At 62.2% G+C, this 14,983-nt stretch carries 12 protein-coding genes and 1 riboswitch; of the genes, 1 reads left to right on the top strand and 11 read right to left on the bottom strand.

Annotated features, from left to right (window positions below; genetic code table 11):
- Positions 1 to 7 precede the first annotated feature (7 nt).
- From B5G43_RS10125 to B5G43_RS10085, 9 genes are all read right to left on the bottom strand, one after another.
- Positions 8 to 1,048, bottom strand: coding sequence for a M20/M25/M40 family metallo-hydrolase (locus B5G43_RS10125; protein ID WP_087260876.1), 1,041 nt, complete (start codon positions 1,046 to 1,048; stop codon positions 8 to 10).
- Positions 1,045 to 2,106, bottom strand: coding sequence for a HAMP domain-containing sensor histidine kinase (locus tag B5G43_RS10120; RefSeq protein WP_087260874.1), 1,062 nt, complete (start codon positions 2,104 to 2,106; stop codon positions 1,045 to 1,047). Before B5G43_RS10120 ends, B5G43_RS10125 begins: the two co-directional genes overlap by 4 nt.
- Positions 2,087 to 2,761 carry a response regulator transcription factor gene (locus B5G43_RS10115; RefSeq protein ID WP_087260872.1) on the bottom strand — a complete coding sequence of 225 codons (675 nt, stop codon included), beginning with the start codon at positions 2,759 to 2,761 and terminating at the stop codon, positions 2,087 to 2,089. Before B5G43_RS10115 ends, B5G43_RS10120 begins: the two co-directional genes overlap by 20 nt.
- 140 nt (positions 2,762 to 2,901) lie before the next feature.
- Positions 2,902 to 4,635 carry a peptide ABC transporter substrate-binding protein gene (locus tag B5G43_RS10110; protein ID WP_158097405.1) on the bottom strand — a complete coding sequence of 578 codons (1,734 nt, stop codon included), beginning with the start codon at positions 4,633 to 4,635 and terminating at the stop codon, positions 2,902 to 2,904.
- Positions 4,636 to 4,655: 20 nt separating this feature from the next.
- Positions 4,656 to 5,645 carry an oligopeptide/dipeptide ABC transporter ATP-binding protein gene (locus B5G43_RS10105; RefSeq protein WP_275532315.1) on the bottom strand — a complete coding sequence of 330 codons (990 nt, stop codon included), beginning with the start codon at positions 5,643 to 5,645 and terminating at the stop codon, positions 4,656 to 4,658.
- A complete protein-coding gene (locus B5G43_RS10100) occupies positions 5,632 to 6,660 on the bottom strand; it encodes an ABC transporter ATP-binding protein (RefSeq protein ID WP_087260865.1) in 1,029 nt (342 codons plus the stop codon). Before B5G43_RS10100 ends, B5G43_RS10105 begins: the two co-directional genes overlap by 14 nt.
- 10 nt (positions 6,661 to 6,670) lie before the next feature.
- A complete protein-coding gene (locus B5G43_RS10095; protein WP_087260863.1) occupies positions 6,671 to 7,993 on the bottom strand; it encodes an ABC transporter permease in 1,323 nt (440 codons plus the stop codon).
- A 10-nt stretch (positions 7,994 to 8,003) separates the two neighbouring features.
- Complete coding sequence (locus tag B5G43_RS10090; protein ID WP_087260860.1) at positions 8,004 to 8,921, bottom strand: ABC transporter permease; 918 nt, start codon at positions 8,919 to 8,921, stop codon at positions 8,004 to 8,006.
- A gap of 150 nt (positions 8,922 to 9,071) precedes the next feature.
- Positions 9,072 to 10,328, bottom strand: a complete 1,257-nt coding sequence (locus tag B5G43_RS10085) for a hypothetical protein (protein ID WP_087260858.1) — start codon at positions 10,326 to 10,328, stop codon at positions 9,072 to 9,074.
- A gap of 186 nt (positions 10,329 to 10,514) precedes the next feature.
- Between B5G43_RS10085 and B5G43_RS10080 the strand changes: the two genes are divergently transcribed.
- Positions 10,515 to 11,729 carry an aminotransferase class I/II-fold pyridoxal phosphate-dependent enzyme gene (locus B5G43_RS10080; protein WP_087260856.1) on the top strand — a complete coding sequence of 405 codons (1,215 nt, stop codon included), beginning with the start codon at positions 10,515 to 10,517 and terminating at the stop codon, positions 11,727 to 11,729.
- A 77-nt stretch (positions 11,730 to 11,806) separates the two neighbouring features.
- On the opposite strand, the gene B5G43_RS10075 is transcribed toward B5G43_RS10080, so the two are convergent.
- Complete coding sequence (locus B5G43_RS10075; RefSeq protein ID WP_158097404.1) at positions 11,807 to 13,234, bottom strand: InlB B-repeat-containing protein; 1,428 nt, start codon at positions 13,232 to 13,234, stop codon at positions 11,807 to 11,809.
- 60 nt (positions 13,235 to 13,294) lie between these two features.
- A riboswitch (cyclic di-GMP riboswitch) is annotated at positions 13,295 to 13,384 on the bottom strand.
- A 226-nt stretch (positions 13,385 to 13,610) separates the two neighbouring features.
- Positions 13,611 to 14,983, bottom strand: a 1,373-nt coding sequence (locus B5G43_RS10070) for a DUF11 domain-containing protein (protein ID WP_143382855.1), incomplete at its 5' end; no start/stop codon positions are given.

Genomic DNA, 14,983 nt, shown 5'->3' with positions numbered 1-14,983 from the left:
CCTCCTCTCAGTCGGCGAAGGGGTCCAGGTTGACCCCCTCCAGGCCGCACAGGAACTCGGCCAGCAGCTCCACAGTCTGGTCCACGTCGTCCAGGGAGGCCACCTCCGCCGGGGTGTGCATGTACCGCAGGGGGATGGACACGGTGGTCACCGGCACGCCCTTGCCGGTCTGGTTGATCTTGTCCGCGTCGGTGCCCATGACCCGGGGGGTCACTTCGTACTGCACCGCCAGGCCCAGGCGCTCCGCCGCGTCGGCCAGGTCGCGGTTCACCGGGGCGCTGCACGCGGCGCTGTGGCAGAGCACCGGCCCGCCGCCCAGGCGGATGTCCCCGAAGCGCTGGGGGAGGGAGCCGGAGAAGTCGGAGCTGTGGATCACGTCCACCGCAATGGCCAGGGTGGGCTCCAGACGGCTGGCCACATGGTAGGCGCCCCGCATGGTGGTCTCCTCGCCCACGGTGGTGGCGGCGTAAACGCCCACCTTGGCGCCCTTCTCCCGGGCGCGGAGGAGGGCGTGGAGGACGGTATAGGCCCCCAGGCGGTCGTCCAGGCCCCGGCCGGCGATGCGGTGGTTCTGAAGCTCATCCACCGTATCGGTGTAGGTGACGAAATCCCCGGGGGACACCAGCGCGGCGGCCTCCTCCCGGCTGGTGAAGCCGCAGTCGATGTAGAGGTCGGTGGCCTGGATGTCGGTGCGCACCTCGCCCTTGTCCAGCAGCAGGCCCATCACGCCGGTGATGCGGCGCTTGCCCAGCACAGTCACCCGCTTGCCCTGGGCCAGGGCCAGGCGCACGCCGCCGGCCATGGCCACCTTCAGGTAGCCCTCGTCGGTGATGTGGGTGACCCGGTAGCCGATCTCGTCGATGTGGCCGCACAGGAGCACCTTGATGGGGGACTCCGGGTTGAGGACCGACACCACGTTGCCGCAGCGGTCGGTCTCCACCGTGACGCCCTGCTCCTTCATATAGGCCATTACCTTCTTCTGAAGGGCGATCTCCCCGCCGCTCACCGACTCGGTGGTGAGCATGTCGTATAAAAAGCGCTGATTCATGGCAATTCCCTCGCAGTTCTGCCGCCCGGCTCCAGCCGGGGGCTGTTTTGTCGCAGCACCACATGGAAGCGGACCCCGTCCTCGAAATTGTCCGCCCAGATCTCCCCCTTGTGGAAGAGGACGATCTTTTTGGCGATGAACAGGCCCAGGCCGAAGTTTCCGTCGGTGCTCTTGTAGAATTTTTCAAAGAGCCGGTCCAACACCTTCGGCTCAATGGGATCTCCGTCGTTCTCGAAGGTCAGGTGCAGGCCCTGCTTCTCCTCCGCTATGGTGACGCGCACATAGCTGCGGGCGTAGCGCAGGTCGTTTTCCAGGAGGTTGTCGAACACCGTCTGGAGGGACTCCGCGTTGCCCGGCACCCGGAACCCGGTGTGTTCCGGCACCGTGATGCGGATGCCCCGCTCGTTGCCGGTAAAGCGCTTGCGGCAGTTCTCCAGCAGCTCGTCCAGCGACACGGCGGTAAACTCGCTCTGCTTGCCCAGCATGTGGTCGAAGGAGTTGACATACAGGAGCTTGCGGATATCCCGCTCCAGGGCCAGGCTCTCCTTCATGATGATGTCGATGGCCTCGTCGCCGTAGATGCCGTCCTGGTAGGCGGTGCAGCAGTTCTGGATGACCATGATGGGGGTCTTGAGGCCGTGGGACACGCTCTGGTAGAAAAGCTCCTCATCCTCGTTGATCTCCACCACGTTGCGCTGGATCTGGGAGAGGGTGTTGATGATGCATCCGATCTCGTCCTTCCGGGAAACCTGGAGGATCTTATCGCTCCAGTTCTTGTTCTTCACCCGGGAGAGGTTCTCCGCCAGCTTCTCAAAGGGCTCGGTGATGCGCTCGGTGACCACCTTGGCCACAAAGAAGTTGGCGATGAGGATCATCAGGAAGAGGTACCCCACCTTCCGCCACTGCGCCGCGTCCAGCGCCCCGGCGGGCAGGAGGAACAAAAGGGCGTAGAGAAGGGCGGCCAGCAAAATGGCCGTCCCGAAGAGGGAGAGCAGCAGCCACACCTGGATGTGCAGCGGCCGGTCCTGCATCCAATATTTAATCGAGTTGCGGTCCATCTTTCTCCTCGTTCAGGCAGTAGCCCAGTCCATATAGAGTGGCGATGTCCAGTTCCGGCAGCTTTTTGCGCAGGCGGCGGATGGTGTCGTCCACCACCCGGTCGGAGCCGTAGAAGGTATAGCCCCATACCGAGTTGAGGATGTCTCCCCGCTTGAGCACATGGCCCCGGTTGGCCGCCAGATGGAGCAGCAGGTCGTACTCCTTCACGGTCAGGCTGATGCACTCCTCCCCCCGGTAGACCAGATGCTTCTCCAGGTGGGCGGTGTAGGGCCCCACATGGACCTCGGTGGCCTTGGGGCGGCTCCCCTTCAGGAGGCGGTTGATCTTGATGACCAGCTCCCGCACCAGGAAGGGCTTGGAGATATAGTCGTCACACCCCAGTTCCAGCCCCGCCACCCGGTCGATGTCCTGGTTGCGGGCCGAGATGAAGATGACATAGCTGTTGGGATTTTTCTGCTGTACCTCCCGGAACACCGTAAAGCCGTCGATGTCGGGCAGCATAATGTCGATGACCCACAGGTCGGTGGGCTTGTCCAGGTTCTGCACGGCGTCCTCTCCGTTGAGGTAGCTGCGGACCTGATACCCCTCCTTCTGCAGATACTTGGTGATGAGATTATTCAGGACCGCCTCGTCCTCAATGACGCTGATCCACATCCCTGGTTCCCCCTTTCCCGAAAATTCCTCCCCGCCGGGGCGAAGGAGGGCGATTTGTGGGTTCATTATATCACATGGCATTCCACTTTGAAAAGCGCCCCCCACAGGCCTGCGGCGGCCGTGGGGGGCGCGGGCGACGATCAGCCGATCATCTTATAGTACTGGAAGTCCCACTGTCCGATGGGGGTACGGCCCGGGCCGGAGACCTTGCTGTGGTCGATGACCTGGGTGTAGGTGGTGTAGCTGATGGGGCAGATGACCATGTTCTCCATGAGCACGTCCTCGGCCTCCTTCAGGTAGCCGTCGCGCTCCTCGCCGGAGGTCTTGGCAGCCATCTTCACGGCGTTGTCATAGGCCTCGTTCTCGGGGTTGAGGGTGGTGTCGTCGGGCACGCCGGCATAGGGCTTATAGCGCCAGCGGGGATCGTTCAGACCCTCGGCGCTGAACAGGGACAGCATGGTCATGGGGTCGTTGTAGTCGGCGCTCCAGCCGGTGAGGGCGATGGTCCAGTCGCCGGAGTTCACGGTGTTGGTGAAGGTGGCGTACTCCTGGACCTGCAGCTCCACAGAGATGCCCAGGTTCTCCTGCCACATCTGCTGCACGGCCTCGCAGATCAGGCCGTTGTTGCCGGCCTCATAGTAGAGCACCTTCAGCTTGGGGAAGCCCTCGCCGTTGGGGTAGCCGGCCTCGGCCAGGTAGGCCTGGGCCTCCTCCACCTTGGCGGAGTAGGGATCGATCTCGTACTCCTCCACCACGTTGCCGTTCTCATCCAGAGGACGCACGCTCTCGCCGGTGGAGAGCTTGAAGGTGGGGGCCACGAAGGCGGCGGCGGGGGTGGCGCCGTCGCGCAGCACCTGGTCCACGATCATGGAGCGGTCGATGGCCAGAGTCAGGGCCTTACGGACGTTCAGGTCGTTGACCACGTCGGCGTCCATGTTGAACATGAAGTAAGTGGTGCCCAGAGCGGGATCACTGCTGAAGTTGGGGTCCTCGGCCAGCAGGCGGGGCACTTCCTCGCCGGGCAGGATGCTGGTGACGTTGATCTCACCGGCCTGATAGCCCTGGAGGGAGGTGGTGGCGTCGGTGATGAAGAGGACCTTCACGCCGGCCAGCTCCACGTTGTCAGCGTTCCAGTAGTTCTCGTTCTTCTTCAGGAGGATGTGGGAGCCCACCTGGTACTCCTCCAGAGTGAAGGCGCCGTTGGTGACGCACTTGGCGGGGTCCTTCTCCCAGCCCTCGCCGGTGGAGGTCATGTCCTCACGGCAGGGCATGTAGGTGAACCAGCCCACCAGGTTCAGGAAGTAGGCGGTGGGCTGCTTCAGCTCCACCTGGAGGGTCTTGTCGTCCAGGGCCTTGACGGCCACGTCGTCGGCAGTGCCCTCACCGCTGAAGTACTCATAGGCGCCCTTGATGTAGTCGGTCATCAGGAAGGCGTAAGGAGAGGCCATCTCGGGGGAGCAGGCCCGCTTCCAGGCGTACTCGTAGTCGTGGGCGGTGACAGGCTCGCCGTCGGACCACTTCAGGCCGTCCCGGAGGGTGAAGGTGTAGACGGTGTCCTCCACGCCCTCGGCGTTGGCGCTGGTGGTGTAGCTCTCGGCGGAGGCCATCTTGATACCCTCCTGGGTGTCGCGGACCAGGCCGTCATACAGGTTCAGGATGATGTGGCCGCCCATGCTGGAGGTGTTCAGCTGGGGGTCCCAGGTCTTGGGCTCCTCGCCCACATTGTACACCAGGTAGTCGGTGGAGACACTGCCGGTATCCCCGCCGGTAGGCTGGGTGCTGGGGGTGGTGTTGCCGGTGGTGGGCGCGCAGGCCGACAGGCCCAGCGTCAGCGCACCCGCCAGCAGCAGCGCGGTCAGGTTCTTCGCTTTCATGGTAATCCTCCTTTTTCTTCTCATGCCTGGGGTGTCGCTCGATGACAGGCCACCGCGTGATGGTCGTTGACGTTGACCAGGGGCGGCTCCTGTTGGGCACAGAGTTCCGTGGCGTAGGGGCAGCGGGTGCGGAACCGGCAGCCGGAGGGAGGCGCGATGGGGGAGGGGATGTCGCCCTCCAGCATGATGGGCTGGCTCTGCCGGGCTGTCTCCGGATCGGGCACCGGCACCGAGGACAGCAGCGCCTCGGTGTAGGGGTGCAGATGGTGCTGGTAGATCTCCTCGCTGTCGCCCACCTCCACCAGCTTGCCCAGGTACATGACGCCGATGCGGTTGGAGATGTGGCGCACCATGGACAGGTCGTGGGCGATGAAGAGGTAGGTCAGGCCGAATTCCTTCTGGAGATCCTCCAGCATGTTGACCACCTGGGCCTGGATGGACACATCCAGCGCGGAGATGGGCTCGTCACAGACGATGAACTCCGGGTCCACCGCCAGAGCACGGGCGATGCCGATGCGCTGACGCTGGCCGCCGGAGAACTCGTGGGGGTAGCGGTTGGCGTGCTCCCGCTGGAGGCCCACGCGGTCCAGCAGCTCATAGACCCGCTGGTTCCGCTCCTCCTTGGTGTGGAGGTCGCCGTGCAGGTCCAGCGCCTCCCGGATGATGTCCATCACGGTCATACGGGAGTCCAGAGAGGCGTAGGGGTCCTGGAAGATCATCTGGATGCGCTTGCGGAAGGGGAGGAGCTCCTGCCCCTTCAGGTGGCTGATGTCGGTGCCGTCGTAGAGGATCTTTCCCTCGGTGGGCTCGTAGAGGCGGGTGATGGTCCGCCCGATGGTGGTCTTGCCGCAGCCCGACTCGCCCACCAGGCCGAAGGTCTCGTGGCGGAGGATGTGGAAACTCACATGGTCCACCGACTGGATGACCTGCTTTTTCCGGCCCAGCAGGCCCATGGGTTTATAAAAATACTTAGTCAGGCCGTCCAGCTCGATCAGTTTATCCGTCGGCACGCCGGGTCCCTCCCTTCCGCTTCTCATAGTCCGGATTCTCCGGCGCCTCCTCGTGGAGGAGCCAGCACATGGTCCGGTGGCCGTCCTCCTGGAAGTAGGGCGGCGTCTCCTGGGTACACACGTTCATGCAGTAGGGGCACCGGGCGCTGAAGGGACAGCCCTTCGGGGGGTTGATCAGGTTGGGCGGGGTGCCGGGGATGGGCTTGAGGCGCTGCTTCTCGCCGCCGGTGACCCGGGGGATGGAGTCGATCAGGCCCATGGTGTAGGGGTGCTGGGGGTGATAGAAGATGTCCTCCGCCGTGCCGTCCTCCATGATGAGGCCGCCGTACATCACCACCACCTTGTCGCACAGAGTAGCCACCACGCCCAGGTCATGGGTGATGAGGATGGTGGTCATGTCCAGCTTGCGGTTCAGGTCCTTGATGAGGTTGAGGATCTGGGCCTGGATGGTCACATCCAGGGCGGTGGTGGGCTCATCGGCGATGAGGAGCTTGGGGTTGCAGGCCAGGGCCATGGCGATCATGGCGCGCTGGCGCATACCGCCGGAAAACTCGTGGGGGTAGTTGTGGATGCGCTTCTCCGGGGAGGGGATGCCCACCAGGCGGAGCATCTCGATGGCGCGCTCCTTGGCCTGGGCCCGGTTCATGTTCTCGTGCTCCAGGATCATCTCCATGATCTGGTTGCCCACGGTGTACACCGGGTTGAGGGAGGTCATGGGGTCCTGGAACACCATGGCGATCTCCTTGCCGCGGACCTTGCGCATCTGGCGCTTGTTGTACGAGAGGATGTCCTCCCCCTGGAAGAGGATCTCGCCGTCCACCACCCGGCCGGGGTGCTGCAGAAGGCCCATGATGGAGAGGCTGGTGACGCTCTTGCCGCTGCCGCTCTCGCCCACGATGCCCAGCACCTGGCCCTGATTGACGTCAAAGTCGATGCCGCGCACCGCCTGCACCTCGCCCACGTGGGTGAAGAAGGAGGTCTTTAGATTTCGTACCGAAAGTAAACGTCTCGACATAGGACAGAACTCACTTTCTCAGTCTGGGATCCAGCGAATCCCGCAGGCCGTCGCTGAACAGGTTCAGCGCCAGGATGGTGACGCTCATCACCAGGGCGGGGTAGAAGAGCTGATAGGGGTTGGTATACAGGCTGGGCAGCGCGGCGTTGGCCAGCGCGCCCCAGGAGGCCTGGGGCTTGGACACGCCCAGACCGATGAAGCTCAGGAACGCCTCGGTGAACATGGCGCTGGGGATCTGCATGGTGATGGACACCATGATGGGGCCCATGGCGTTGGGGATCAGGTGCCGGGTGAGGATCTTCCGGGTGGGAACGCCCAGCAGAATGGCGGCGGAGACGAACTCCTGCTCCCGCATGCTCAGCACCTGGGAGCGCACGATACGCACCATGCCCACCCAGTAGGTAAGGCCCATGGCCAGGATGATGGAGTGAAGGCCGGAGCCCATGACCACCATCAGCAGAATGACGTACAGCATCATGGGGATGGAGCTGATGGTATCCACGATACGCATCATCACGTTATCCACCGTGCCGCCGAAGTAGCCGGCGATGCCGCCGTACAGCACGCCCACCACGAAGTTCACCAGCGCGGCCACCACGCCCACCAGCAGGGACACCCGGGCGCCGTAGACCACGCGGATGAAGAGGTCACGGCCCAGAGAGTCGGTGCCCCAGATGTAGGTCTTGTTCAGCACCGTCTTGAAGGGGCGGATCTGCTCGCCGTTGTAGAGCACGTGGAAACGCTCCATCTTGTCCTCCAGGATGTGCTCGGCCTCCCGGAGGGAGACGGTCTCGGGGGCGTCGTCCCCGAAGTACTCCTGCAGGTACTCCACGTCGGCCACCACCACGTCGCTGCCGTCCCGGTGGATGGCCTCCTGCTCCATGTACTCGGTCTTGGCCCGGAAGTACACGCCGTAGTCCACGGTCAGCTCCTGGCCGCCCACCTCATAGGTGTAGAAGCGGTTGGACTTGTCGTCCTTGACCAGGGTGGAGGCCCCCAGGAGGTTGCCCTTGTCGTCGGTGTTGATGCACTTGTACTCGTTGGTGATGTACACATAGTTCTCCCCGCCCAAATCGTAGATCTCCAGCTCGGGGGGAATGTTGGCGTACATCAGCTCCTGCTCCTCATAGGAATAGGGCCAGAACAGGGGCACGAAAATGGCGGAAAACACCACCACCAGCACCACCACGAAGGAGAGCAGGGCGGTCTTGTTCCTCCGCAGCCGCTGCCAGCAGTCCTGCCAGTAGGTCAGGCTGGGGCCGGCGATGGTCTCCGAGGCCAGCGCGTCCCGGTCGGCCGGCTGCCAGCGGAGGTCTGTGTTGTTCTTGTTCATGCGATTCTCCTCACTCCAGCTTGATTCTCGGGTCGATCAGCACATAGATAAAGTCCACGATCAGCACCGCCAACACCAGCAGGACGGCAAAGAACACCGTGATGCCCATGATGAGCGGGTAATCCCGGTTGATGATGCTGTTGGTGAAGAGGCTGCCCACGCCGGGGATGCCGAACACCTTCTCAATGACAAAGGAGCCGGTGACGATGGAGGCCACCATGGGCCCGATGTAGGTGACCACCGGCAGCAGGGCGTTGCGCAGGCCGTGCTTGCACACCACCTTGAACTCCGAGATGCCCTTGCTGCGGGCGGTGCGGATGTAGTCCTGCTGCTGCACCTCCACCAGGCTCGTCCGGGTCAGACGGGTGATGAAGGACAGCGGGAAGGCGCCGATGACCACCACCGGCCCGATGTAGCCCGCCACCGTGTCCACGCCGAAGGCCGGCACCAGACCCAGCGTCTTGCTGAAGAGGAAGAGGAAGCCGGTGGCCAGCACGAAGCTGGGGATGGTGGAGCCCAGCGTGGCCAGGACCATGAAGAAGCGGTCGATGAATTTATTTTGCCGCAGCGCACACACCACGCCGAAGCCGATGCCTGCAAAAACCACCAGCAGGGATGCGTAAATACCAATGGTCAGGGAGTACGGGAAGCCGTCGCCGATGACCTGGTTGACCGTCATGCCCGCCTTGGTGTAGGACACGCCGAAGTCCCCGTGGATGAAGTTGTTCAGGTAGATGAGATACTGCTTCCACACCGGCTGATCCAGGCCGTATTTGGCCATCATCGCCGCGCGGATCTCCGCATTGGGCATCTTTTCCGCCGCAAAAGGATCACCGGGAATGGCCTTCATCAGGAAGAACGTGATGGTGATGATGAAGAAAATGGTGATCAGAGCGGATAAGATCCGTTTGAGCAGATATTTGAACATACTGTCTCCTTTCCGATCGGAAGGACCCGTTCGTTTCGCCGCCGCGCCGGGCCACGGGCGTCCCAACCTTAAAATGGTAACACTTTAATGTATTATAATTCATAAATGTCTGAAAATTATTTTATAATTATGGGAAAGTTCCCATAGTCCTCACCATTTCATGTGGGAAGACACGCGGGGATGGGGTGCAACGTGCCAGAGATACACATCCCGGTACTGTTCCAAAAGAATAAAATACCAACTGGCATCCATCATCAGAAGACCTGCCGCACTCAGCGCCATCAGCCACAGCACGCTCCAGGACACATGGAGGAGCAGGGAGCTCCCGCTCAGGCCGTCCGCCACCAGCAGCGCCCCCAACACGCCCAGACACGCCAGGGCCTCCCACCGCCGCCCGATCCGGAATAGGCCCCGCAGGTTACTGAACACAAATTCCAGACCGAACAGGCAGAAAAAGGTGTACAGCACCGGCTGGATAATCTGGTTCTCCGCCGGCACCATCTCCGAGCACAGGAAGAGGAGCCCCACCGCCAACTGCAGCACCAGCTGGCAGGTTCCCCGCATCTGGGCATACACCGCGGCATGGATCGGATGGGGGAAGGCCGGTTCCTCCGCCCGGGCCGCCGCCCCCTGGAGGAGAAAGGTCCCGGTGCCCAGCTGCACGCCGCTGCGCACCGCCGCCTCCAGTCCCGCCCCGGAGAGGGCAAAGAGAAAGCGGTTGAGCTGGAAGGCGTCCCGCAGGACCAGCCCGATGGCGGGAATGAGGTTGGCCAGGTTCCAGAGCAGCGCCCCGCCCAAAAAGACCAGAAACAGGGTCGCCGCCGCCCGGCGCATCCGCTCTCCGCCCACCCGGCACACCGCCCAGGCCAGCGCCGCCCACACCAAAGAGGTGCCCAGCCGGGGCAGAGGCAGGCCGTCCCAGCTCACGGCGCCGCTGATGCAGGGGAGCAGGCAGGCCAGAAACAGCAGGTGCAGAATATGCAACCCCCGTACCGCCCGGGGCCGGGGCTCTATGCCCTTCCGCCGCCGGATGCGCTCCAGCAGCAGGCCCAGATCCGGCTGTTTTTCCCCCGGCGCGCGGTAGTACTCCCACAGGGCAGACAGCGCCCCCAGCGGATGCAGCCACAGCAGCATACAAACCGCATACCAGAACAGGCACCCGGCGCCGCCCTGGCGCAGCATGGAAAACATCATCAGCCAGGAAAAGAGCGGCAGATCTCCGAACAGGGTGCGCAGCAGCCCCCGCCCGATCTCCCGCCGCAGCGACTGACCGCACTGCTCCTGGAAAAAAGACTCCAGATTGCGCTTGTTCCAGGCCTCGCTGAAGACCCGCCGGGACCGCGCCACATAGTAGACCCCCAGACAGAGGATCAGAAAATAAAACGGCTGACACCACAGCTGCGGCATCTGCTCACTCCTCTCCGCCGCGCCTCTGCGCGGACACATGAAATCTATGATAGCACAGCCCCACGGCTCCGGCAACTGCGCCGGCGGCGGAAAATCCCCCCGTTCGGGGCTTTTCGCCGACAGTCGGACGCGGTATAATAACATTCGATTGGTTCCACAACGACACTGTACCAAGGAGGCTGCTGTATGCAATACGATTTTACCAGCATTCTGGACCGGGTGGGCAAGGACGCCATTGCCCTGGAGCCGGAGGCTGCCATGCGCGCCAATCCCGTCCCCATCCGGGAAGGCTTTACTCCCATCCCCATGTGGGTGGCCGATATGAACTTCGCCACCGTCCCCACGGTACAGGAGGCCATCATCCGCCGGGCCCAGCACCCGGCCTTCGGCTACTTCAACACCCGGAAGGAGTACTATGACGCCATCATCCGCTGGCAGGAGACGCGCAACGGCGTCACCGGCCTGACCGCCGAGCACATCGGATATGAAAACGGCGTGCTGGGCGGGGTGGTCAGCGCCCTCAACGTGTTCTGCTCCAAGGGCGACAAGGTCCTGGTCCACTCGCCCACCTACATCGGCTTTACCGGGAGCCTCACCAACAACGGCTACCACATCGTCCACAGCCCCCTCAAGCAGGACGAAAACGGCGTGTGGCGCATGGACTACGCCGATATGGAGGAAAAGCTCCGCAAGGAGAAGATCCACGCCGCCATCCTCTGCTCCCCCCACAACCCCTGCGGCCGGGTGTGGGAGCGCTGGGAGCTGGAGCGGGCCATGGAGCTCTACCGCAAGTACGCTGTATATGTGGTCTCCGATGAGATCTGGTCCGACCTGATTCTGGGGAATCACAAGCACATCCCCACCCAATCGGTGAGCGAGGACGCCCGCATGCGCACCGTGGCCCTCTACGCCCCCAGCAAGACCTTCAATCTGGCGGGTCTGGTGGGAAGCTACCACATTATTTATAATTCCTGGATCCGGGAGCGGGTGGAAAAGGAGTCCTCCCTGTGCCACTACAACGACCAGAATGTGCTGAGCATGCACGCCCTCATCGGCGCCTATCAGCCGGAGGGCTATCAGTGGCTGGATGAGCTGCGGGAAGTGCTCACCCAGCACGTGGACTACGCCTGCGACTTCATCCGGGATCACTTCCCCGGCGTGCAGGTCAGCAAGCCGGAGGGCACCTACATGCTCTTCCTGGACTGCACCCAGTGGTGCGCCGACCACGGCAAGACCATCGACGGGCTGCTCGCCGCCGGGTTTGAGGTGGGCGTCCTGTGGCAGGACGGCCGCCCCTTCCACGGCCCCTGCGCCATCCGCATGAATCTGGCGCTGCCCCAGGTACTGCTGGAGGAGGCATTCCAGCGTCTGGACCGCTATGTGTTCCACCCCCAGAAGTAATAAGGCAAAAAAGTCCGCCGCTGCAAATTGCAGCGGCGGACTTTTTTATGGCAGTTCAGGCTGTCTGAGCGGGGAACTTAGTCCTCCTCTTCGCCCTTCTTGCGTCCGCAGGTGAAGTACAGTCCACAGCCGGCCAGGGAGAAGGCCAGGGCCACCAGGCCCGCGGTAGTGGCGGGATTCACAGGAGCGGCCACAGCGCCGGTCTGGGGCAGGTCGCCCAGGGCCACGCCCGCATCCTGGATCTCCACGGGAGCCTCCTCCACCGTGACCTCCGCCTGGTTGACCTCGGCAGACTCCTCAGTGGCTTCGGGCTGACCGTTCAAAGGAGTCTCCTCCTCCACGATCTCGGTCTCAGAGGGCTCCTCCTCCGTCGCGTCCGGATCAGAGTCCAGCGGAATCTCCTCATCCTCAATGACTACATTGTCTTTGTCATCCTCGTCATCGGGAACATAAGGGGGGTACTCCGGATCGGTGCTGGGGATAGGAGTGGGGTCCGTGCTCGGAGCAGGAGTAGGGGTCGGGTCGGTGCTGGGAGTGGGATTGGGCTCCTCAGGGAGCTCACTCCAGCCAGCATAGAGGGTCATATCGCTGTAGATCTCCGTGGTGGTGTCGAATGCTTCGGTCCGGTTCTCATCGCTGTACCAGCCCTCAAACCGGTAGCCCTCGCGCTCCGGGTCCTCCAGGGAGAGACAGTTTCCTTCTTCCACGGTCACATAGGAACAGGTGCTGTTGTTCCCTTCGTCGAACTGGTAGCCATAGTCCAGGGTCACCGTGTAGTAAACGGTGGTGGGTTCGTCGTAGATGCAGACCTCGGCATAGTCCAGAAGGCCGGCCTCATACCGCACCGCCTGAAGCTGATCCGGCGTAAAGGTATAGGAATACCTTTTTACTTTGAGCCAGTCATAGTAACGCAGCGTGATGCCGGTGAGGTTTTCCGGCTGCCGGTTGTCGCTGATCCCTTCCACGGTGGCCCGCCACATGCCAACCAGAGGGCCGGCGTTGACCGAATACCCATCCGCAAAGGTAAAGACAACCTCCGTAAAGGTGACGCCCTTCTTGGTCAGTCGGGCGTCCTCCGCCTCGGCCTGAGCTCGCATGGCGGCCAGAGCGCTGTTCAGAACGTGGTATTCTTCCACCTTCACGTCGTCGCCCGACACGTTCATGCCGTTCTCCAGCACCTCGTCCTGCGGCACCTCGTCCTCCACAGGCTCCTCCGTAGTCTCGGTCTCATCGGTGACCTCATTGGTCGGAACGGTAAAGCCGGGGTCCACAACGGGGAGCGTGTCGTCAGTGTCCTCGACCTTCTCCGCGGTCTCAGGCTCTTCCGTGACCTCGGGCTCCACGCTGACTTCGGGCTCCTCCGTAGTCTCATCCACCGAGACCGTAAAGCCGGGGTCCACAATGGGGAACAGCTCCTCCTCGCCGCCTTCCGTGGCAAGGGCGGTGGTAGAAACCATGCTGACCGCCATCGTTACGGCCAGGGCAGACGAAACAATTCGCTTCATAGTGGGGTTCTTCGCCAACATCATTCATTCTCCTCTTTCGATCAGTCTGAGAATCAAATCCGTGGCGGCCGGACTGACTTGGCGGGATCTCTCGCTTTAGTCTCCTGAGCTTTGCGTCCCGGCGTTTCCACCGGTTTGCCATTTGCACGCTTCCGATCCGCTCCCGAAGAGCGCGGAAGGTTCTCTCTTGTGTTTGTGTGCCCTATTATAAAATGCAACGGTTACAAATACGGTTACATTTTAAAATTTATTTTTTAATTTAACACTTTGCATGAAACCCTTCTGTTTTTCACCAGGCACATTATAAAAAAAGGCCGCCGCTGCATCATGCAGCGGCGGTCTCTCTTACCGGATCTGATTCGGTTTTACCGGAGGTTTAGTCCTCCTCTTCACCCTTCTTGCGGCCAAAGGTGAAGTACAGACCACAGCCAGCCATGGAAAAGGCCAGAGCCACCAGGCCAGCGGTAGTGGCGGGATTCACGGGAGCGGCCACAGCGCCGGTCTGAGGCAGGTTGCCCAGAGGCGTCTCGCCGTCGGTGATGTCCGCATCGCCATCATCCCCGTCGCCATTATCCCCGACGCCGGGATCGGGAGCCAGGGGAGTGGTCTCCTCGGGGATCTCAGTGGGCTCCTCGGTGGGCTCGGTAGTCGGCTCAGTGGTGGGCTCGGGAGAAGTGCCGGGGCCCAGAGGAGTCGTGGGATCCACGATCACAACAGGAGGATCGTCGTCATCGTCGTCGTCAGGCACATAGGGAGGATTGGTGGGGGTGGGAGTGGGGGTAGGAGTGGGATCGGGATCCGTGCTCCCCTTCACCTCAAAGGAGGCGCTGGCAGACACTTCGGCCGCATTGTCCGCAGTCGCGGTAGCCGTGTTGATCACGGTGCCAGCAGCCGCGTCGCTGCTCACCTTGACGGTCAGCTTCAGCACCACGTCCGCACCCGGCTCCAAATCATCCAGCTGCCACGTCACATCGTTGCCGCGCGTGACGACGCTATCCTTACCGCTCACCACTTCATAGCTCACATACTCCAAACCAGCGGGCAGCGTATCGTTCATCTGCACATTCTTCGCGGTCTCAGTGCCGGTATTCTTGACTTCAATGGTATAGGTCACATTGCTACCTGCCTCAACGCTGGAGGCGCTGGCAGTCTTGGTGATGGTCAGCACAGGACCCTCAACAGGAGGCTGAGTCTCGTCCTTGGTGTAGGTATTGGTCACGACCAGGGCTGTATTCATCTGGTTGGCCACTACCTCCGTAGTCTGGTAACCGGTGCCGCTGGACTTCAGCTCATACGCCACACCGTCCACTACCAGGTTCCCGCTGGGAATCTCAACCGCGCTGGACCGCACCACTTCATCGACATAATAGGTGTGCTCACCGGGCTCCACGCCATAGATGTCAAAGCTGGCGCTTCCATTCACCAACTGGTAGTACCCAAAGGTCTTTTCACCGATCTTGGTACCGTCCTCGGTCACCTTCAGGGTTACCTGATAGTCCTCGGGCAGCTTCATGCCTTCGGGCAGCTCCATCACCTTGGTGACACGCAGCATACCCTCCTGGGGCTGGATCTCACCAGCCTTGGTGTAGGTGTTGGTGACGACCAGGGCCGTATTCATCTGGTTGGCCACTACCTCCGTGGTCTGGTAACCGGTGCCGCTGGACTTCAGCTCATACGCCACACCGTCCACTACCAGGTTCCCGCTGGGAATCTCAACCGCGCTGGACCGCACCACTTCATCGACATAAT

The sequence above is a fragment of the Flavonifractor sp. An92 genome (assembly GCF_002159175.1).
Lineage (GTDB): Bacteria > Bacillota > Clostridia > Oscillospirales > Oscillospiraceae > Pseudoflavonifractor_A.
This window is presented reverse-complemented; position numbering and strand designations above follow the sequence as displayed.